The organism is Pseudomonas sp. Marseille-Q7302 (assembly GCF_965111925.1).
The window spans coordinates 4,280,046-4,299,522 of the sequence record NZ_CBCOPK010000001.1 but is presented as its reverse complement, the minus strand read 5'-3'; the positions used below and the strand labels follow the sequence as shown (position 1 = coordinate 4,299,522).

Genomic DNA, 19,477 nt, shown 5'->3' with positions numbered 1-19,477 from the left:
TCCAGGGCTGGGAGTATGCCGTCTTCAGAGCTGCAGGTCGCGCAACGTCCAGGCCTGCATGTCGCCGAACAGGGCCTGGCCGTCATGGGCGAACAGCGCCAGTCCCTGGCTGTCCTGGCGGGGATAGAGGCGGCTGCTGAGAACCCAGGCGCCGTCGTCGACAAACACCTCCAGCGAAGAGCGATCGAGAAACAGCTGCAGCTTCAGCCGTGCCTGTCCGGGCGTCAGCGGGATGCTGCGCACGCCGCTGACGCCGCATCCGGCACGTTCTCGGTCCAGCACCAGGCGGCCGGCCTGGGCATCCACATAGAGGCGGGTCTGCTCCTGGCCCGTGGCGTCGCAACGCAGGGCCAGGCCGAACCGCTCGGCATCGCTGGTAGCCAGATCCAGTTCAAGCTGCAATTCCAGGCGGTCGCCCCGGAGTGGCAGCGGACAGCGCTCGTTGCGCAGCCGTGTCGCACCGTACTGCTGCGCGGTCTGGCGCAGACCCACCAGCTCCCGCGCCGGACGTTGGCGCAGACGCTCACCGTCCAGGCTCAGCTCCCGCGGTAGCGAGAGCTGGCCGCACCAGCCCTGGGCCTGGCTGGGCATGGGGCTTTCCCACATGTCCAGCCAGGCCCACAGCAGGCGGCGGCCGTCGGGCGCGTCTAGGGTCTGGGCCGCGTAGAAATCGTGGCCGTGGTCGAGTTCGACGAAGGGGGTGCGTGGCTGGAAGCGTCCGTTCGCGTCCAGCCGGCCGAGCCGGTAGCCGGTCTGGTAGCGGTTGCGATGAGCGTAGCCGCAAGGCGCCAGGCCTTGCGGTGAGTAGAGGAAGACTTCGGTGTCGTCGAGCCGAAACAGGTCGGGACACTCCCACATGTAGCCGTCCGCCTCACGGGTACCCGCAAGGGCGCTGCCCAGTGTCTCCCAATGATGCAGGTCAGTGGAGCGATAGAGCAGCAAGTGAGGATCGTCGCCGTATCGCGCGCCCAGGGCCAGCCACCAGCTGTCGTCCTGGCGCCAGACCTTGGGGTCGCGAAAGTGCTGCAGCGCCGGCTCGGGCGGATCGATGATCACGCCGTGCTTGGTAAAGGTCTGGCCATCCCGGCTGCTGGCCAGACATTGCACCTGGTGCAACCCCTCGTCGTCGCGGCCCGGCGTGCCGAGCCAGCGGTGACCGGTATAGACCAGGTACAGGGTGTCGTCCCAGACCACCGCCGAGCCGGAAAAGCAGCCGTCGCGGTCGGCCTCGCTGTCCGGTGCCAAGGCCACCGGCAGATGCTCCCAGTGGACCAGGTCGGCACTGCGCGCATGGCCCCAGTGCATGGGGCCCCATTGGGTCGAATAGGGGTGGTGCTGATAGAAGACATGGTAATGGCCGCGAAAGAACACCAGGCCGTTGGGATCATTCATCCAGCCTACCGGCGGTGCCAGGTGATAGGCCGGGCGCCAGTCATCCTGGCGCTGCGGCAGAAGATGCAGGAGGGCGGCTTGCGCATCGCGCAGGGCGGAGCTGGACATGGACTTCTCTCAGGCAGGGGTCGAGTGTTCGACGGCAAGGGCAGGGCGGGTCGTGCGTGGATCGCCGCGCAGCAGTGACCAGGACAGCAGCAGGCAGCCGCCCACGAGTGCGGCCAGCAGAAGGTAGACCGGGGCGAAGCCAAGCCGGTCGTAGCCATAGCCGACCACCGGGGCGAGCAGCATGGCAGTGAGTTGCTGGGCAAATTGGTAGCCGACGATGTAGAGGGTCGCCGACAGGCGCGGATCGAAGTGCAGGTTGATGTATTTGAAGACCGCTACCAGCAGGATGGGTACCTCCAGGGCATGCAGCATCTTGCAGGCAGCGAGAGCCCAGGCGCTGTCGACCAACCCCGAGCCAAGGATGCGCACGAACATCACCGTGCCGGCCAGGATCAGGCCCTGCTTGGCCCCCAGGCGGATCACCAGCCAGGGCGCCAACAGCATGCAACCCGCTTCCACCAGCACCTGGCTGGAATTCAGGTAGCCATAGGCGCGGACGCCCTCTGCCGGCGTGGCGAAGAAGCTGGCGAAATACACCTGGAATTGCTGTTCGTAGACCATGTAAACCCCGGCCACACCAGTCAGGTACAGACTCAGCGCCCAGAACCGCCGCAGGCGCAGCAGCCCCAGGAGATCGGCACCGCGTACCGGCACGGCGGCGGTATAGGCGCGGGCTTCGGCCTGATTGAAGAGGCTCAGGTCGAGCCGGCTCAGCAGCAGCAGAAAGACCGTGCCGGCAGCGCTGCTCAGGTAGAAGGTGATCTGTGGATCGATGTTGAAGGCTATGCCCGCCACTGCGGTGGCCGCAGCCCAGCCGAGCGAGCCCCAGGTGCGGACCAGGCCGAACTCGAAGCCACCGCAACGGGCCAGGCGCTCGGTATAGGACTCGATCACACCGACGGCGGCGAGCATGGCGAAGCCGAGGAACAGCGCACCCACCAGGGCGCCGAGTACCAGGTTACCGGCTAGCAGGGTGGCGTAGACATGAGTGGAGAAGGGGGCGCCCAAGGCCAGCAGAACGCCGATCCAGACCAGGATCTTGCGCGACAACCCAAGTCGATCCTGCAGGGCCCCGTAGCAGGGCTGGATAAGCAGGGCCGCGATGGCATTGGCAGCAAAGACGAAACCGGTCTCGGTGCCATTCAAACCGACCTCTCGGTGCAACCAGAGCGAGAACAACGAGTAGCTGGACGACCAGGCGAAAAAGAAAGTGAACAGCAGACCACTGACCAGCCAATAGGCGCGACGATGCGAACGAGCCATGGAAGAACCTCTTGTTGTTGTTTTGGTAACGTTAACACTGACGCTTACTAAACGTCGTCTTTAGCGTGAAAGTCAAGGGCCGCTGCCGCAGCAGCGCTCCTGCCGGTAGGACCCAATCACGTCGAAATCTCTGGCATCTGGCGTAATTGGCCGACTAGCTACCACCGCCGTTCGTCAGATAGGGCAAAACCTGTTAGCGCACCAACTTGCTCTGGTCCGCCCTTTTCCGCGCCTGCAGCGCTGTGGTTCAGCGCTGCGACCGTTCCGCGGTATCAAGAAAGCGTTTTTTCCCGCCGATGGGTTAGCCGTTACCGCCAGGTCTGGTGGAGGCCCGCTCCCGTTGAGCTTCCTGTCCCTGGCATCGCCAATTCGCGGTGTGGCACCTTTTGCCATCAGGGGCTCCATGTTCATCAGGCTGTGCAAATCCTCTCGCGTACGCTGGAGTCTCGGCGTCTTTCTATTCGGCGTCTTGCTGACCAGCCTGACCATGCGTCATCTGGCTGAGCGCAACGAGCGCCAGGTACGCAACGCTCTCGAGGCCGCGGCGACTGACGTGCGCGAGCAGATCGCCGAGCGCCTGCGGGTCTATGAATACAGCCTGAGCGGCATGCGTGACGTTATCGTGGTGGCCGGACCGGGTCTGTCGCGGGAGCTGCTGGAGCACTATGGCCGTACCCACGACCTCAACCAGGAGTTTCGTGGTGCCAGGGGCATAGGCTTCATCCGCCGGGTTCCCGTCGACGAGGAGGAGCGCTTCGTCCATGCCGCGCGCGCCGATGGCTGGCCGGACTTCGCCATTCGCAGCTTCGCGCCCCACGGCGGGGATAGATTCGTGGTCCAGTACGTCGAGCCAGTGGCGCTCAACCAGCGCGCCGTCGGCATGGACGCCGCATCCGAACCGGTACGCCGCGAGACGGCAGTACTGGCCATGCAGCGCGGCAGCATGCACCTGTCCGGGCCGGTGGAGTTGCAGGCCTATCAACCGCCCGAGCGCGGCCTGCTGTTGATGCTGCCGATCTATCGCGATGGCCTGCTGCCCAAGGATCCGGCGCGCCGTGAAGCCGCGACCCTGGGTTGGTCCTATGTACCCCTGAGCATCCAGGAGCTGTTCGGCAGTCTGCGCCTGGACATCCCCGGCCTACTCATCCGCCTGACCGACGTCACCGAACCTGCCCGGCCCACGCTGTTCTATAGCCGCGGTGCTACCAGCGAGCCGGTCGCCGAGGGGCTCTCGGAGGTGGTCGCTACCCGTGATGTCTACGGGCGGCGCTGGCAGATGGCGTTCACCGCCACCCCGGCCTTTGTCGCCGGCCTCAACCTGGTTTCGATACCCCTGGTGCATCTGGTCGGCAAGCTGGTCAGCCTACTGGCCGCCTGCCTGACCTTTGCCCTGCTCACCACCCGCCAGCGGCGTCGTCAGTATCAGCAGGACCAGGCCAATCTCACCGCCGTGGTGGAAAGCTCTTCCGACGGCATCATCAGCAAGAACCTCGAGGGCGTGGTGCTGAGCTGGAACCATGCGGCCGAACAGCTGTTTGGCTATTCCGCCAGCGAGGCCGTGGGCCAGCGCCTGCTCGATCTGGTGGTGCCCACCGAGCTTGAGCACGAAGAGAGGGACGTGCTCGGCCGCATCGGTCGCGGCGAGCCGGTACCGCACTTCGAGACCCGGCGTCAGCACCGCGACGGTCGCCTGATCGATGTCCTGGTCAGCGTCTCGCCCATGCGCGGCCGTGACGGCCGGGTGATCGGCGCCTCCAAGACGGTGCGCGACATCTCGGTGCAGAAGGCCGCCCAGGCCGAGATCCTGGCGCTCAATGCCCGCCTGGAAGAGCAGGTGGCCCAGCGCACCGCCGAACTCAGCCAGACCAACCGACTGCTGGGCGACGTGCTGCGGGCGGCCTCCGAGGTGGGCATCATCGCCACCGACCGCGAGGGCCGCATCACCCTGTTCAACGAGGGCGCCGAACGACTGCTGGGCTATCGTGCCGCCGAGGTGGTGGGGCGCTGGCACGCCAGTGATTTCCATCTGCCGGAAGAGCTCTCGACCCAGGGCGTTGCCCTGGAAGCCGCGTACGGCGTGCCGGTCGCCGGCTTCCGGGTGCTGGTGGAGCGCTCCGAGCGCGCCGGCGCCGAGGCCCGGGAATGGACCTACGTGCGCCGCGACGGCGAGCACCGCGACGTCAGCCTGGTGGTGACCACCATGCGCGACGCCGGTGGCCAGATCAGCGGCTATCTGGGTATCGCCTCGGACGTCACCGAGCGCAAGGCCGCCGAGCAGGAGCTGGCCGCCAGTCTGGCCCTGACCCGGGCGATCCTGGACACCGCGGTCAGCCCCATCGTCACCGTGGACAGCGCCGGCCTGGTGCGTTCCTTCAACCCTGCCGGCGAGCACATCTTCGGCTATCGCGCTGACGAGGTGATCGGTCAACCCATCCGTCGCCTGATTCCCGGCTATCTGGCCGGCTACGAGGCGCTGTTCAGCTGCTCGCAGGCGGTACCCGACGACAATGCCGCCCAACAGGGCCAGGAAATGGAGGGGCGCCGTGCGGACGGCAGTGTCTTCCCCATCACCCTGAGCCTGGGGGTGATGTGGACCGATGGCGAGCGCCTGGCGGTGGCCATCATCGCCGACATCACCGAACAGAGTCGCCAGCGCCAGGCGCTCGTGCAGACCCGCGATCAGCTGACCATGGCCGCCGACGTCGCCCAGCTCGGCATCTGGTGCTGGCAGCCCGACACCGGCCAGGTGCAGTGCAACGATCGGATGTTCGATCTCTATGAATGGAGCGAGGAGCAGCGCACTAGCGGCATCACCTACAACGACTGGCGCGACCGTGTGCACCCGGACGACCTGGGCAGCGCCGAAGAGCGCCTGGGTGCGGCCATGGCCGGGCGCGCGGTGTTCGATCCGGTGTTCCGGATCCGCCGTCGGGATGGCTCGCTACGGCACATCATTGCTGGCGCCCGCACCGAGCGTGATCCGCGCGGCCGGGTGCTGCGGGTGGTGGGCATCAATCGCGACATCACCGAACAGCTGGAGCTGGAGCATCGTCTGCGCGAGGAGCGTACCCGCGCCGACCTGGCCAGCCAGGCCAAGTCGTCCTTCCTGGCCAACATGAGCCACGAGATCCGCACCCCGATGAACGCGGTGCTGGGCATGCTGCAGCTGCTGCAGCGCACGGCCCTGGACGCGCGCCAGGGCGATTACCTGACCAAGGCCCAGCAGGCGGCGCGCTCGCTGCTGGGGCTGCTCAACGACGTGCTGGACTATTCCAAGATCGAAGCCGGCAAGCTGCAGCTGGACGTCCATCCCTTCAGCCTGGAGCAGGTGCTGCGCAACCTGGGCGTGGTCCTTTCCGGCAACAGCGGCGAGAAGAACGTCGAGATCAACTATCACCTCGAAGCCGGGCTGCCCACCGCGCTGATCGGCGACAGCCTGCGCCTGCAGCAGATCCTCATCAACCTGGCCGGCAATGCCCTCAAGTTCACCGAGGTGGGCCAGGTGCTGGTCAGCGTGCGCCAGCTGTCCTGGGCGGACGGCCAGTTGCGGCTGGAGTTCTCGGTGCAGGACACCGGCATCGGCATCAGTCCGGCCCAGCAGGCGCAGCTGTTCCAGGGCTTTACCCAGGCCGAGGCCTCCATCAGCCGGCGCTTTGGCGGTACCGGGCTGGGCCTGGCCATCTGCAAGCGTCTGGTGGAGCTGATGGACGGCCAGCTGCAGGTGGAAAGCGAACTGGGCGTGGGCAGCCGCTTCTGGTTCGATGTGACCCTGGCGCTGGATAGCCAGAGTCAGGCCCTGCTCGCGCCCCGGCAGCGCCGGGTGCTGCTGGCCGACGACAACATCCTGGTCGGGGAGGTGCTGGTGGAAACCCTGGCCGCCCTCGGCTGGGACGTCGACCTGGTCACCAGCGGCGCCGCCGCTCTGGCGCGGGTCGCCCAGGCCCAGCAGCAGGAGCAGCCCTATGAGGCAGTGCTCATGGACTGGCGCATGCCCGATGGCGACGGCCTGGTCACGGCTCGGCACCTGCGCGAGCACCAGCAGGCCAGTCGACCCAAGGTCATCATGCTCACCGGCTTCGGCCGCGACTTTCTCAATGAGGCCCATCAGAGCGCCGATGCGCCCTTCGACGACTACCTGACCAAGCCGGTGACCCCGGCGCAGATCGTCGAGGTGGTGGAGCGCGCCCTGGGCGCCGAAGTCCCGGCCGGTGTCCACGCCGCCGCGGTGGTCGACGAAAGCCACCGCCTGGCCGGCATGCGCCTGCTGGTGGTGGAAGACAACGCCCTCAACCGCCAGGTGGCCGCCGAGCTGCTGCTGGCCCAGGGTGCCCAGGTGGAACTGGCGGAGGGTGGGCTGGAAGGCGTCGAACGGGTGCTCTCCGGTGCGCCACTGGACGTGGTCATCATGGACATGCAGATGCCCGACATCGATGGCCTGGAGGCCACCCGTCGTATCCGCGCCGACGGCCGCTTCCGCACCCTGCCGATCCTGGCGATGACGGCCAACGCCTCCCACACCGATCGCGACGCCTGCCTGGCCGCCGGCATGGATGACCACGTCGGCAAGCCCATCGACCTGGAGTTGCTGGTCAGCCGGCTGCAACGCCTGACCGGCCAGGAGGTCAGCGCCGCCGTGGACGTCGCCCCGGCCGCCACCGACCGCCAGGTGGAGCCCCTGAGCGTCGTCCTGCGCCGCTTCGGTGGTGATGCCCGGCTGTTCGGCTCGCTGCTCGAGCGCTTCGCCGAGGACTCCGCCAGTCTGCTGGAAAACCTCGCGCGGGCCTGGCAGGCCGGCGACAGCGAGGGCGCGGTGGCTGTACTACACTCGCTCAAGGGCAGTGCCGGCACCATGGGCGCGCAGCGCCTGGCGGCTCGTGCCGCCGAGGGTGAGCGCCACGGCAAGGCCGGTGCTGGAGTGCCCGCGGATGTCATGGCTGAACTCGCTACCTTGCGACTGTTGCTGGACGAAGCCCTGGTGGAGCTGCGCAGCGCCCTGGCGGAGGTGTTGCCACCGCCGCCGGTCGTGGTCAGCCAGGACCCCGAGTCGACGGTCGACTGGTCCGCGCGCCTGGACGAGCTCGAGCAGCTGCTCGGCCAAGGCAGTCTCGAAGCCCTGGATCTCATCGCCGAGCTGCCCGTGCAGTGCCGCGCCGAAGCCCAGGTGCGTTACGACCTCTTCCGTGCCCAGGTCGAGACCCTCGACTTCGCCGCGGCCCTCACTACCCTGCCTGACCTGAAGGAAGCCCTATGAATCCGCCGACCGCCGAGGCCGCTGGGCGGCGCAGCAAACCCAAGCTGCTGATCGTCGACGACCAACCGCTGAACATCCGCATCCTCCACGAGCTCTTTCGCCAGGACTGCGAGACGCTCATGGCCACCAATGGCGCCCAGGCGTTGCAGCTGGCCCTCGCCCAGCAGCCGGACCTGATCCTGCTCGATGTGATGATGCCCCAGCTCGATGGCCATGAGGTGCTGCGGCGGCTGCAGGCCGATCCGGCCACCGCCGCCATTCCGGTGATCTTCGTCACCGGCCAGGAAGGCCCGGACGAAGAGGTCACCGGCCTGGAACTGGGCGCGGTGGACTTCATCAGCAAGCCGATCAATCCGGTCATCGTGCGTGCCCGGGTACGCACCCAGCTGACCCTCAAGGCGCAGCGTGACGCCCTGCGCAGCATCGCCCTGGTCGATGGCCTCACCGGGGTCGCCAATCGCCGCCAGTTCGACGAGGCGCTGCTGCGCGGCTGGCGCCAGAGTCAACGCGAAGGCACGCCTTTTTCGCTGATCCTCATGGATATCGATCACTTCAAGGCCTACAACGACCACTATGGCCATCTCGCCGGCGACCAGTGCCTGCGTCAGGTCGCCCAGGCCCTGGGCCAGGGGCTGTTCCGCCCCTACGACCTGCTGGCGCGCTACGGTGGCGAGGAATTCGGCTGCCTGCTGCCGGGCACCGACCTGGAGGGTGCCACTCAGGTCGCCGAGCGGCTGCTGCAGCAGTTGCACGACCAGCGGCTGCCCCACGGTTATTCATCGGTGACCGGCTACGTCACCCTTAGCCTGGGCGTGGCCACCGCGCTTCCGCCGACCAATGTCGATCCAGCCGCCCTGATCACCGCCGCCGATGCGCAGCTCTATGCGGCCAAGCACCAGGGGCGCGCGCGGGTCTGCGCCGCCGAGCTGGCCGGCTGAGGCGTTCGGTCGAAAAGGGCCGGTCGGGTAACGCCGGGTAACAGAGGCTCAGGCTTTCTTCGCTATCCAGGCTGGGCGGCGAGGCGGCAGGCTGGCAGACTGCGGACAGGGATTCTGCCGCCGGTAATCTATGTACGCCTTCACGCAACGCCAGGCCATCTTGGCCAGTTGGATCATCGTCTTCACCGCGCTTTACCTGGTTCTCCCGCTCAAGCTCCTGCCCAGCCTGCTCGCCGGGCTCCTGGTGTACGAACTGGTCAACACCCTGGCCGGGCGCCTGCAGCGGCAAATGCCTGGCGGCGGCGCGCGCTGGCTCGCCGTGGCCCTGCTCGGGACCCTGGTGGTGAGCCTGCTGACACTGTTCTTCGTCTGGTTCACCAGCTTCATCATCCAGGAGGTGCAGAACCCCGGACGGTTGCTGGACAAGTTCATGGTGCTCACCGAGCGCGCGCGCGCCCAGTTGCCGCCCTCGCTGGACGCCTACCTGCCGGTCAACGCCGACAGCATGAAGCGGGAGCTGGTGGAGTGGCTGCGCGCCCACGTGGCGCAGTTGCAGCTGTTCGGCCGTGATGCGGCGCGGACCTTCGTCATCGTGCTCATCGGCATGATCTTGGGCGCCATCGTCGCCCTGCAGCCCACCCCCGATCCCGAGCGCCTGCGGCCCCTAAGCGGCGCCCTGCTGGTGCGCGTCGGCCTGGTTGCCCAGGCCTTTCGTAACATCGTCTTCGCCCAGATCAAGATCTCGCTGCTCAACACCACCCTGACCGGCATCTTCCTGCTCGGGGTGCTGCCGCTGTTCGACGTCCATCTGCCGCTGGCCAAGACCCTGGTGATCCTCACCTTCATCCTGGGGCTGCTGCCGGTGATCGGCAACCTGATGTCCAACACCCTGATCTTCATCGCCGGCCTGTCGCTGTCGATCTGGGTCGCGGTGGCGGCACTGGGTTACCTCATCGCCATCCACAAGCTGGAATACTTCCTCAACGCCCGCATCGTCGGCGGCCAGATCAGCGCCCGCTCCTGGGAGTTGCTGGTGGCCATGCTGGTATTCGAGGCGGCCTTCGGCCTGCCGGGCCTGGTGGCGGCGCCGGTGTACTACGCCTATCTCAAGAGCGAATTGAAGGCGGAAGGGTTGGTCTAGCGATGCCGATCATCTACCGGCAGGCCGGACTGGAGGACCTTGAGGTACTGACTGGCTTCAATGCCGGCCTGCAAAGGGACGAGGGTAGTCCACGGCCTCTCGCTGAGACGGCCTTGCGTCACCGCCTGGCGGGCTGGTTGATCGATGGCACCTACCAGGCGGTACTGGCCGAGCAGGACGGACTGCCTTTGGGCTACGCACTGTATCGCCTGCAAGAGACGTCGATCTTCTTGCGCCATCTCTATGTGGCGCCGCAGGCACGTCGCCAGGGCCTGGGCCGTGCGTTCTATGGTCATCTGCGTCATCAGCTTTGGCCAACGGACTGGCCGGTACAGCTCAACGTCCTTGCCGGCAATAGAGCCGGTCAGGCGTTCTGGGCCGCCTTAGGCTTCGAAACCTTCAGCCTGACCTTGCAGCAGCCACCCGCCGCTCACTGACGATCCAGATTCGACCACATACGTTGCCAGAAGGCGCCGGCTTCTTCATTGATGGCGCGCCAGTTCTGTTCCAGCCGCTTACGCTCGGGCGTGCCCAGGTCTTCCGGACAGGCCAGGTAGCGATCGGCGGCGGCCTGGGCCTCGGCTTGCAGTCGGCGCCATTCGCGGACGTCATCCAGCCAGCAGCGGCCGGTGACGGTCTCGTAGTACTCGTGGGCGATCGCGTCTTTGCTCATGGGGCGTTCCAGGTAGGGGATACAGCCCTAGACCGCACCGGACGCCCGGGGTGCCCGCCTCAGACGTCGAAGAAATCCACGTGGCCGTTTTCCAGGGTGTAGTAGGCGCCCACCACCTTGACCCGACCCTCCTTCTGCGGCGCCAGCAGGGTTGGTTCGGAGGCTGCGCGCAGCCGTCTGACCGTGCGCTGCACGTTGCTGCGCACCGCGGCTTCCAGCAGATCCGGCGGATTGCCGGCGCGGGCGCTGAGTACCGCCGGCAGGATGGGTTCGATCATGGCGCCGATGGCGCCGGGATAGAGGACGTTCTGCTCCACCACCGCCACCGCGGCCTCCACCGCGCCGCATTTCTCGTGGCCCATGACCACGATCAGTGGCACGCCCAGCTGGCTGATAGCGTATTCCACCGAGCCGAAGGCGGTGGTGTCCAGGGTATTGCCGGCGTTGCGCACGATAAACAACTCGCCCAGCCCGCGCCCGAACAGCAGCTCCGGCGAGACCCGCGAATCCGAGCAGGACACCAGCACGCAGAAGGGCGTCTGGCCCTTGGCGATCTCCAGGCGGCGGTCGCGATTGGTTTCCCCATGCAGGGGCTTGTCCTCCATGAAGCCCTGGTTGCCGTCGATCAGCCGTTGCAGGGCCTGCTCGGCCGTGAGGGTGGTGTGGGCCTTGGTGGGAGCAGCCAGGGCAGGCAGGGTCAGGGGCGCCAGGGCCGCAGCGAGCGGCAGGCAACAGGCGCAGTGCAGGAGCTGGCGACGCGACAGGGAGGGCTTCATCGGGAACACCTCTTCGAGGATGGACGGGCAGGGCGTGCCGGTACGGCAATCTCCAGCGCTTCAGCTAACTATTGCTGGCCACTGCCGATCACGCCAGCCGCCTGGACGCCAGACATGAAAAAGCCGCGTCGGGGACGCGGCTTCGGGCCTTTCCTGGGCGGGCGTTACTTGCGCGCCAGTACCGTGCTGCGTGCGCCCTTGGGCGCGCCCGGCAGGGGCGTCAGCTCGCCACTTTCCAGCCAGCGACGGACGCGGGTGGCGTCGGCCATGTGGGTGAACTTGCCAAAGGCGTCCATCACCACGAAGGCCACTGGACGACCGGCCATCACGGTGCGCATCACCAGGCAGTGACCCGCCTTGTCGGTGTAGCCGGTCTTGGTCAGCTGCACGCTCCAGTCGGCGTTGTAGACCAGGTGGTTGGTGTTGCGAAAGCCCAGCACATAGTTGGGGTTATGGAAGGCCTGGGTCTTTTCCGGGGTGGTGCTGAGCTGACCGAGCAGGGGGTAGCGCTCGGTGGCCTTGAGCAGCGTCACCAGGTCGCGGGCGGTGGAGACGTTGAGCGGCGACAGGCCAGTAGGCTCGGCGTAGCGGGTGTTCTTCATGCCCAGGGCACGTGCCTTGGCGTTCATGGCGGCGACAAAGGCCCGCTGGCCACCCGGATAGTGGAAGGCGAGGCTGGTGGCGGCGCGATTTTCCGAGGACATCAGCGCCAGTTGCAGCATGTCGCGGCGGGTCAGCTGGCTGCCTAGGCGCACCCGCGAGAAGATGCCGCGCATGGCCGGATTCTCGCTGATGTCGATGTCGATGGTCTGCTCCAGCGGCAGCTTGGCATCGAGCACCACCATGGCGGTCATCAGCTTGGTCACCGATGCGATGGGGGCGACCTGATCGGGATTCTGGGAAAAGAGTACCTGGTTGGTCTTGAGGTCGACGACCAGGGCGTGGTTCGAGGCCAGGCGCTGGGCGGTGGCGGCAGCCGCGGCCTTGACCTTGGGTGGGGTCTGGGCCAGGACGGCCGGACTCAGCCCGACCAAGCCAGCCAGCAACAAGCCGGCAAGTTGATGACAGATCTTCACGGTGGCAGCTCTCAAAGGGGGGCGGGGTTAGAACAACCGCGAACGGCAATGCACCTTGCAGATCAAGGACATTGCTCAGAGATTTCACGTCTTTTATCACCCGGGATGTCGGCTGGGAATCCGACAAGGCAGCTTTTTACACAGCGCGCTGGCAAAAAGTCACAATTAGTTGCATATGGGCGACGGACGGCAGGGATAGGAGGCCGAAAGGGCGCCCGAGTGGCCTCGGGCGCCTTGCCTTCAGTCGTGGGCTTCCTGGGCGGCGGGACCGAGCATGCTGCCGGTGACCAGGTAGCGTTCGTGCCAGGCCAGGGCCTCGGGAAGGAGGTGCGGAGTGTGCTTGCCATGGCTGCCGGCCAGGGCGCGCTCGAAGTAATCCTCCAGCGCCGGGCGGAAACTCGGATGCACGCAGTGCTCGAGGATGGCCCGGGCACGCTGCTTGGGACTGAGCATGCGCAGATCGGCCAGGCCCTGGTCGGTGACGATCACCGAGACATCATGTTCGGTATGGTCGACGTGGCTGACCATGGGCACCAGGGTCGAGATCAGGCCGTTCTTGGCCGTGCTTGGCGCCATGAAGACCGACAGGTAGGCATTGCGGGCAAAATCCCCGGAGCCGCCGATGCCGTTCATCATCCCGGTACCCATCTGGTGGGTGGAATTGACGTTGCCATAGAGGTCGGCTTCGAGCATGCCGTTCAGGGCGATGCAGCCCAGGCGGCGCACCAGTTCCGGATGATTGCTCACCCCCTGCTGGCGCAGGATGATGCGCTGGCGCAGGGACTCGGCGTGTTCGAGGAAACGCTCGATGCCCGCCGGGCTCAGGGAGAAGGACGTCGCCGAGGCCAGCTCCATCTTGCCGCTGATGAGCAGCTCCAGCATGCCGTCCTGGATCACCTCGGTGAAGGCGGTCAGCCCCTGGAATTCGCTCTCGGCCAGGCCTTGCATGAAGGCGTTGGCGATGTTACCGACGCCCGACTGGATCGGCAGCAGATTGGCCGGGATGCGCCCCTGGCGTACCTCGAATCTGAGGAAGTCCAGCAGGTGCGCGGCGATGGCCTGGGAGGCGGCGTCGGGTGCCTTGAAGGGGCTGTTGCGATCGGGGGCGTCGGTCTCCACCACGGCCACCACCTTGTCCAGCGGTACCTCCAGGTAAGGCGAGCCGATGCGGTCACTGGGATGGGCGAGCGGAATGGGCGTGCGGTGGGGCGGCAGGGCGCCGTCGGTGTAGATGTCGTGCATGCCGTCCAGGGCATCGGGCTGCCAGCGATTGACCTCGAGGATCACCGCATCGGCCATGTCCAGCCAGGTCTTGTTGTTGCCGACCGAGGAGGAGGGTACCAACAGGCCGTCTTCGCGGATCGCCGCGATCTCCACCACCGCCACGTCGATCTTGCCGAAGAAACCGTAGCGCACCTTTTCCGCCAGCTGGCCCAGGTGGATGTCCATGTAGTCCAGGCCGCCGGCGTTGATGCGGCTACGCAGCTCGGGATCCGACTGGAAGGGCACCCGCAGCTCGATGCCATCGACCCGCGCCAGGGCGCCATCCAGTTCCGGAGCGGTGGAAGCACCGGTCAGCACCTTGATACGAAACGGCTCGCCGGCGCCATGGCTGGCAGTGATGCGCTGGGCCAGGGCGCCGGGCACGGCCTTGGGATAACCGGCTCCGGTGAAACCGCTCATGCCCACGGTCATGCCGTGACGGATGAACTGTGCGGCCTGCTCGGCGCTCTGGCGCTTGGCGGCGAAACCGGGATGGCGAATACGGTGGGACATGACGACCTCTGCGGGCATTATCGAAAGCACACTAAGAATGTGGATTCTACGCCGAAGGGATGATTAGGTCCCTAAGCAAAAGGTCGGGTGGGCGAAACGAAAACCATCCGAGTACTCGATAAGCAGCCAGGGCACCGCTAAACCAAGGCATCACGGCAACCTCCGCAATGTTGGGCTTCGCTGTCGCTCGACCCAACCTACGGTGCTCCGCACGGGCTTCCGCCTCACGCCACCATCATGATCCACGGCACCCCGATCCCCAGCAGCACCAGCAGGAACAGCGCGCCGAAAATGGTCCCCAGTCGCCAGTAGTCCGCGCTGGGCAGGTAGCCGCTGCCGTAGTACACCGGACTTGGCCCGGTGCCATAGGGCGTGATGATCCCCATCAGCCCCAGCGAGGTGCCCAGCAGCAGGGCAAATACCGGCAGGTCGATGCCGGGGATGCCCATGCCGGCGGCCAGCATCACGGGGAGCAGGGCGGTGGTATGGGCGGTAGAGCTGGCGAACAGGTAGTGGGCGAGATAGAAGACCACCACCAGCGCCACCATGGCGGTGCCGGCGTGGAAGCCGCCCAGGTGGCCGGCGACCCACTGGCCGAACCAGGCGACGAAGCCGACCCGGGTCAGGCCGTCGGCCAGGGCTACCAGGGTGGCGAACCAGGCGAAGGTGTTCCAGGCGGCCTTGTTGCCCAGGGCATCGTTCCAGTTGATGACCTTCAGCAGCAGCATCAGCACGATCACCAGGATGCCCACCAGTGCCGGATCGGCCCAGGCGGCACCGAAGATCCATAGCGCCAGGGCGCCGATTACCAGGGCCAGCAGCAGCTTCTCGTTGCGTGTCAGCGGGCCGAGTTCGGCCAGTTCCTTGGCTGCCCACAGCGGCACCTGGTCGTTGCGTTTGATCTCAGGCGGATATAGCCAGTAGGCCAGCAGCGGCAGCACGGCCAGCAGCAGGATGCCCATGGGCGCGGCGGCGATGAACCACTGGCCCCAGCTGATGTGCACCTGGGCGGTCTTCTCGATCAGGGCGGCGGCCAGCAGGTTGGGTGCCAGGGCGGTGAGGAAGAGAGTGCTGGTGACGCAGGTGGAGGAAATCGCCACCCACATCAGATAGGAGCCGATGCGCCGGGCGCTGGGGTCGTTGGGCTTGGAATCGTAGAGCAGCGGCAGGTTGCGAATTACCGGGTAGACGGTGCCACCACTGCGCGCGGTGTTGGACGGCGTGAAGGGCGCCAGGGCCAGGTCCGCCAGCATCACTGCGTAGCCCAGGGTCAGGGTCCGGCTGCCCATGGCCTTGACCAGCAGGAGGGCGATCCGTCGGCCGAGACCGGTCTTTTCGTAGCCCAGGGCGAACATGAAGGCACTGAAGATCAGCCAGACGGTGTTGTTGGAAAAGCCCGCCAGGCCCCATTTCAGCGCCTCCTGGGGCGCTCGGAAGCCCGGTGTCGCCAATTGCGCCGGGCTGAACAGCACCCAGGGCGCCAGCAAGGCCGCCAGGGCCACGCCGATCAGACCGATCACCGCCCCAGGCAGGGGTTCGAGGATCAGCCCCACCACCACGCCGGCGAAGAGGGCGAAGTACAGCCAGGCATGGCTGGGCAGGCCGGCCGGGGCAGGCAGCAGCGCCAGCAGTCCGGTGACGGCGAGGGGCAACAGGAATTTCCAGGTGGTACGCATCGGGCGCTCGCAGATTCCGGTGGTCTCGGGAAACCGGCCTGGGCCGGGGTGGCTGACGACAGGTCACCGCGTGCAGCGGCAACGCTGGCCCGGTAGGGGCCGGGGACGTCAGCGGCAGCAAGCTTTGCAAAGGGCAGCACCCTTTCCCAGCGCTCTGGCCGTGGTCATTCGTCGCAGTCCTGCGGTCTTAGGTTCCCTGAAGGCATTCTTTCGTTATCGAGAATGACTTGCAACAACCGATGGGCTGATCGCGCACCGATTGCACCCGCAGCTCGCATCGGCGAACAATCGGCCCTTCCGCCAATGACAACAACACGAGGATGAGCACCATGAAGTACCGCCTGGGAGAACACCGCGTCGACGCCCATCCGCACAGCTGGGTCGCGCCCACCGCCGCGGTGATCGGCAAGGTACGCCTGGATGAAGGCGCCAGCGTCTGGTTTGGCGCGGTGCTGCGCGGCGACAACGAGCTGATCCACATCGGTCCGGACAGCAATGTGCAGGACGGCGCCGTGTTGCACACCGATCCCGGCTCGCCGCTGACCTTGGGGCGTGGCGTCACCGTCGGCCACCAGGCCATGCTGCATGGCTGCGAGATCGGCGACGGCAGCCTGATCGGCATCCACGCCGTGGTGCTCAACGGCGCGCGCATCGGGCGCAACTGCCTGGTGGGCGCTAATGCCCTGGTCACCGAGAACGCGGTGATCCCCGACGGCTCCCTGGTGCTTGGCTCACCGGCCAAGGTAGTGCGCACCCTGAGCGAGGCCCAGCAGGCGCAGCTGGCGGCCAACGCCCAGGTCTATGTGGCCAATGCGCGACGCTATCTGGAAGAGTTGTTCGAGCAGGGGGAATAGGGGATTCGGTCGTTGGCAGCGGTGATATGAGGGCGCGCGGGACCACCCCCTCTCCCTCTGGGAGAGGGCCGGGGTGAGGGGGGAGTCGCCAAAAGCCTGTTGGGCTTCGCTGCGCTCAACCCAACCTACGGCGAGTGTCGTAGGTTGGGTTGAGACGGCTCCATCGTCGAAGCCCAACACTGGTGGCGTAGCGGGGGAAGCGGCGCAGCCTTTTCCGCATGAAGATTCGTTGCCAGGCCGGCCCTCACCCCAACCCTCTCCCGGAGGGAGAAGGGGGCTGTCCGGGCGGGCGTTCGTTTCCAGCGCCGAAGGCAGATTCGCGATCCCTTGTCGCCACGCTAGCCACAGGCGCGAGACCACCTAGAGGGTTGGGGAGGGAAGGCTATGCATTGATCGCGGCCATGGGCCGCTCCTACAGGTGTTTCCTGATCTGTAGGAGCGGTCGCTACGGCGCACCGGCATGGCCGCGATGAGCCTCTACCTCATGGCTTCTCGAAGCGATAGAACAGATTCGGCTCGCTGACGACGTACAGCCTGCCCTGGTCGTCCATGGCCACGCCCTCGGCCTGGGGCACGCTGCGGCTCAGGCCGTGCTGGCCGCGCAGCAGGGACAGGGAGCTGATCGGCTTGCCGTCGTCGTCCAGCTCCAGTACCAGCCGCGACTGGTCGGAGAGCGCCAGCAGATGGCCGGTGCCGGGGTCGAATTGCAGGCTGGAGAGATCGCGCACGAACAGCCGGCGGTCGCGCTTGGGGTCGCTGCGCAGTGACAGGGCCTGCAGGCCCTCGAAGGCCTCGCTGCCCAGGCCGTCGATCTCGTAGATGCGTACCGGATTGCTTTCCTTGGCGACGAAAAAGCGCTCGCGGGCGGCGTCGTAGGCCAGGCCCTCGTTGCCGCGGTTGTCGCTTTCCACGTCGCTCAGGCTGAAGGGGTGACTGACCTGGCGATCGTCGATGTCCACCTCGCGGGTGTCGGTGCCTATATGTACCCGCACCAGGCGCTGGCGGCGCTCCTCGCTGATCATGTACACACCCGGCTTGATGTACTCGATGGCTTCCGGATCGCTGAAGCCCTTGAGATCCACCTGGCGCAGCAGCCGGCCGTCCAGGTCCAGTTCGAGAAAGCGCGCCGGCTTGTTGGTCACGCTGACTAGGGTATGGCGATCCGGATCGAAGCTCAGTGCCGAGACGTCGGTGATGCCCTCGCCAATGGGGCGTGCTTCCACGGTGACACGATAGCTCGGCAGCCACAGCGAGCGGGCCTGTCGGCTTTCGGCCTGGAGCTGGCTCTGGACGTTGAACCAGAGCCGCTCGAACAGCCGGTGCTGCTGGGCCACCAGGGTCAGGCCCAGCAGCAGCGCGGCACCCAGCAGGGCGGCCAGGGTGCGAGGGGAGAACAGCGGAAACATCGACAGGGTCCTGAGGCGGTGATGCCGCGCAGCCTAAGGGCGCCACCCTGAATTCAAGCTGAATAGGCGCTCATTGCGCCGCTTTGGACACCTTGTGAAACACGTGGAAGAGATTGGGTTCACCAATCAGGTAGAGATTGCCGGCCTCGTCGAGGGCCACGCCCTCCGGCTGCTCCATGGTGGCGTCCAGGCCGTGCAGGCCGCGTCTCAAGCTGATGAAGCTGACCGGTGCACCTTCCGCGGTCATTTCCACCAGCGTGTGAGACTGATCGGAGAGGGCCAGCAGGTGACCGGTGCGCGGATCGACCGCCACCGCGGAGTAGTCGATCACCAGCTGCTTGAGGGGAAAGGGCTGGAGGGTACCGGTAACGCCGCGGCCGTCGCTGGCCAGGGTGAAGAGCGCGGCCGGGTCGCGTTCCTTGCTGAGGATCAGGCGTTGGTGCCGCGGATCCCAGGCAATGCCTTCGAAGCCCTTGTTGCCGGCGTCGGGAAAGCCCAGGTCGTGGTGTTCGAAGGTGTTGGCATCCAGCTCCCGGGTGTCGTCCTTCAGCTGGAACAGCGACAGCCGCCGCTGGCGTTCGTCGACGATGGCCAGGCGTCCGTCTTCCAGGGCGGTCACACCTTCCAGGTTGGAGACGTTGCGGATCGGGATACGTCTGAGGATGTCGCCGGTCAGGCTCAGCTGCACCAGGTAGGGGGTGCTGCCGGTAACGGCGAAGAGGGTGCGGGTACGGGGATCGTAGGTGAGATCGGAGGTCTCGGCCTCGGCCAGCCCCGGCAGCTGCTTGCCCTGGATCACCGCCTGGTAGTTCGGCAGCCAGACCGCCTGGGCGCGGACTTCCGGCGGCGTGCGGTATTCCTGCCACCAGAGCAGGGCCCGGTCGTTCCAGTGCCAGACGAAGGTGAGGACGATCAGCACCAGCAGGACGAAGGCGGGAAGGAGGCGCGACAGGATGAGGCGGGGGAGTCTGGACATGCGGGCTCGTACGGCTTCTTGTTATGGCTTGTCTGCAACGTCGCCGAGCGAAGGTCAGGCAAGGCAAAAACCCTTGAGGAAGCGGATCGGACTCGCGCTCGAGTTTACGAGGGGTAAATGAGCATTCCGAAAGGGTTTAACGCCGCATGGCCGAGCGTAGGCACTTTTCAG

14 protein-coding genes are annotated in these 19,477 nt (G+C 66.4%); 5 read left to right on the top strand and 9 right to left on the bottom strand.

All coding sequences use genetic code 11. The annotated features are described in order from the left end of the window. Positions 1 to 24 precede the first annotated feature (24 nt). Together ACWPW1_RS20035 and ACWPW1_RS20030 are read right to left on the bottom strand one after the other, a co-directional pair. Positions 25 to 1,500 carry a glycoside hydrolase family 32 protein gene (locus ACWPW1_RS20035; protein WP_454253808.1) on the bottom strand — a complete coding sequence of 492 codons (1,476 nt, stop codon included), beginning with the start codon at positions 1,498 to 1,500 and terminating at the stop codon, positions 25 to 27. A 9-nt stretch (positions 1,501 to 1,509) separates the two neighbouring features. Then, entirely contained in the window at positions 1,510 to 2,763 is a 1,254-nt protein-coding gene (locus tag ACWPW1_RS20030; protein ID WP_454253807.1) for an oligosaccharide MFS transporter, read from the bottom strand. A 403-nt stretch (positions 2,764 to 3,166) separates the two neighbouring features. Here ACWPW1_RS20030 and ACWPW1_RS20025 point away from each other — a divergent pair, with 403 nt between their 5' ends. From ACWPW1_RS20025 to ACWPW1_RS20010, 4 genes are all read left to right on the top strand, one after another. Continuing rightward, on the top strand, positions 3,167 to 8,014 hold the full coding sequence (locus ACWPW1_RS20025) for a PAS domain S-box protein (RefSeq protein WP_454253806.1): 4,848 nt from the start codon (positions 3,167 to 3,169) through the stop codon (positions 8,012 to 8,014). Then, complete coding sequence (locus ACWPW1_RS20020; RefSeq protein ID WP_059316321.1) at positions 8,011 to 8,952, top strand: diguanylate cyclase domain-containing protein; 942 nt, start codon at positions 8,011 to 8,013, stop codon at positions 8,950 to 8,952. Before ACWPW1_RS20025 ends, ACWPW1_RS20020 begins: the two co-directional genes overlap by 4 nt. Positions 8,953 to 9,082: 130 nt before the next feature. Further along, a complete protein-coding gene (locus tag ACWPW1_RS20015; RefSeq protein WP_454253805.1) occupies positions 9,083 to 10,093 on the top strand; it encodes an AI-2E family transporter in 1,011 nt (336 codons plus the stop codon). A gap of 2 nt (positions 10,094 to 10,095) precedes the next feature. Beyond that, positions 10,096 to 10,530 (top strand): GNAT family N-acetyltransferase, encoded by a 435-nt coding sequence (locus ACWPW1_RS20010; protein ID WP_313648174.1) that lies wholly within the window; start codon positions 10,096 to 10,098, stop codon positions 10,528 to 10,530. Here ACWPW1_RS20010 and ACWPW1_RS20005 read toward each other — a convergent pair. The 5 genes from ACWPW1_RS20005 to ACWPW1_RS19985 form a co-directional block, all read right to left on the bottom strand. After that, entirely contained in the window at positions 10,524 to 10,766 is a 243-nt protein-coding gene (locus tag ACWPW1_RS20005) for a hypothetical protein (RefSeq protein ID WP_454253804.1), read from the bottom strand. The two genes, ACWPW1_RS20010 and ACWPW1_RS20005, sit on opposite strands and share 7 nt — an antisense overlap. Before the next feature lie 59 nt (positions 10,767 to 10,825). Further along, positions 10,826 to 11,542 (bottom strand): carbonic anhydrase, encoded by a 717-nt coding sequence (locus ACWPW1_RS20000; RefSeq protein ID WP_454253803.1) that lies wholly within the window; start codon positions 11,540 to 11,542, stop codon positions 10,826 to 10,828. Between the two features lie 164 nt (positions 11,543 to 11,706). Beyond that, positions 11,707 to 12,618: a D-alanyl-D-alanine endopeptidase gene (pbpG, locus tag ACWPW1_RS19995; RefSeq protein ID WP_454253802.1), complete on the bottom strand. Its 912-nt coding sequence runs from the start codon at positions 12,616 to 12,618 to the stop codon at positions 11,707 to 11,709. 240 nt (positions 12,619 to 12,858) lie between these two features. Continuing rightward, positions 12,859 to 14,394, bottom strand: a complete 1,536-nt coding sequence (locus ACWPW1_RS19990) for an acetyl-CoA hydrolase/transferase family protein (RefSeq protein ID WP_059316315.1) — start codon at positions 14,392 to 14,394, stop codon at positions 12,859 to 12,861. Between the two features lie 224 nt (positions 14,395 to 14,618). Then, complete coding sequence (locus ACWPW1_RS19985) at positions 14,619 to 16,070, bottom strand: anion permease (protein ID WP_454253801.1); 1,452 nt, start codon at positions 16,068 to 16,070, stop codon at positions 14,619 to 14,621. A gap of 329 nt (positions 16,071 to 16,399) precedes the next feature. On the opposite strand from ACWPW1_RS19985, the gene ACWPW1_RS19980 reads away from it, so the two are divergent. Beyond that, positions 16,400 to 16,924, top strand: coding sequence for a gamma carbonic anhydrase family protein (locus ACWPW1_RS19980; protein ID WP_271653140.1), 525 nt, complete (start codon positions 16,400 to 16,402; stop codon positions 16,922 to 16,924). Between the two features lie 482 nt (positions 16,925 to 17,406). Here ACWPW1_RS19980 and ACWPW1_RS19975 read toward each other — a convergent pair whose 3' ends face one another. Next, positions 17,407 to 18,330, bottom strand: a complete 924-nt coding sequence (locus ACWPW1_RS19975; RefSeq protein WP_454253800.1) for an SdiA-regulated domain-containing protein — start codon at positions 18,328 to 18,330, stop codon at positions 17,407 to 17,409. Between the two features lie 70 nt (positions 18,331 to 18,400). Continuing rightward, positions 18,401 to 19,306 carry an SdiA-regulated domain-containing protein gene (locus tag ACWPW1_RS19970; protein WP_454253799.1) on the bottom strand — a complete coding sequence of 302 codons (906 nt, stop codon included), beginning with the start codon at positions 19,304 to 19,306 and terminating at the stop codon, positions 18,401 to 18,403. Positions 19,307 to 19,477: the final 171 nt, after the last annotated feature.

Excerpts from the sequence above, each read along its gene's own strand:
- ACWPW1_RS20025 (WP_454253806.1), top strand. The coding sequence starts at position 3,167 with ATGTTCATCAGGCTGTGCAAATCCTCTCGCGTACGCTGGAGTCTCGGC.
- ACWPW1_RS19980 (WP_271653140.1), top strand. The coding sequence starts at position 16,400 with ATGAAGTACCGCCTGGGAGAACACCGCGTCGACGCCCATCCGCACAGC.
- ACWPW1_RS20010 (WP_313648174.1), top strand. The coding sequence starts at position 10,096 with ATGCCGATCATCTACCGGCAGGCCGGACTGGAGGACCTTGAGGTACTG.
- ACWPW1_RS20000 (WP_454253803.1), bottom strand. The coding sequence starts at position 11,542 with ATGAAGCCCTCCCTGTCGCGTCGCCAGCTCCTGCACTGCGCCTGTTGC.
- ACWPW1_RS20015 (WP_454253805.1), top strand. The coding sequence starts at position 9,083 with ATGTACGCCTTCACGCAACGCCAGGCCATCTTGGCCAGTTGGATCATC.
- ACWPW1_RS20005 (WP_454253804.1), bottom strand. The coding sequence starts at position 10,766 with ATGAGCAAAGACGCGATCGCCCACGAGTACTACGAGACCGTCACCGGC.
- ACWPW1_RS20020 (WP_059316321.1), top strand. The coding sequence starts at position 8,011 with ATGAATCCGCCGACCGCCGAGGCCGCTGGGCGGCGCAGCAAACCCAAG.
- ACWPW1_RS20035 (WP_454253808.1), bottom strand. The coding sequence starts at position 1,500 with ATGTCCAGCTCCGCCCTGCGCGATGCGCAAGCCGCCCTCCTGCATCTT.
- ACWPW1_RS19970 (WP_454253799.1), bottom strand. The coding sequence starts at position 19,306 with ATGTCCAGACTCCCCCGCCTCATCCTGTCGCGCCTCCTTCCCGCCTTC.
- ACWPW1_RS19990 (WP_059316315.1), bottom strand. The coding sequence starts at position 14,394 with ATGTCCCACCGTATTCGCCATCCCGGTTTCGCCGCCAAGCGCCAGAGC.
- ACWPW1_RS19975 (WP_454253800.1), bottom strand. The coding sequence starts at position 18,330 with ATGTTTCCGCTGTTCTCCCCTCGCACCCTGGCCGCCCTGCTGGGTGCC.
- ACWPW1_RS19985 (WP_454253801.1), bottom strand. The coding sequence starts at position 16,070 with ATGCGTACCACCTGGAAATTCCTGTTGCCCCTCGCCGTCACCGGACTG.
- ACWPW1_RS20030 (WP_454253807.1), bottom strand. The coding sequence starts at position 2,763 with ATGGCTCGTTCGCATCGTCGCGCCTATTGGCTGGTCAGTGGTCTGCTG.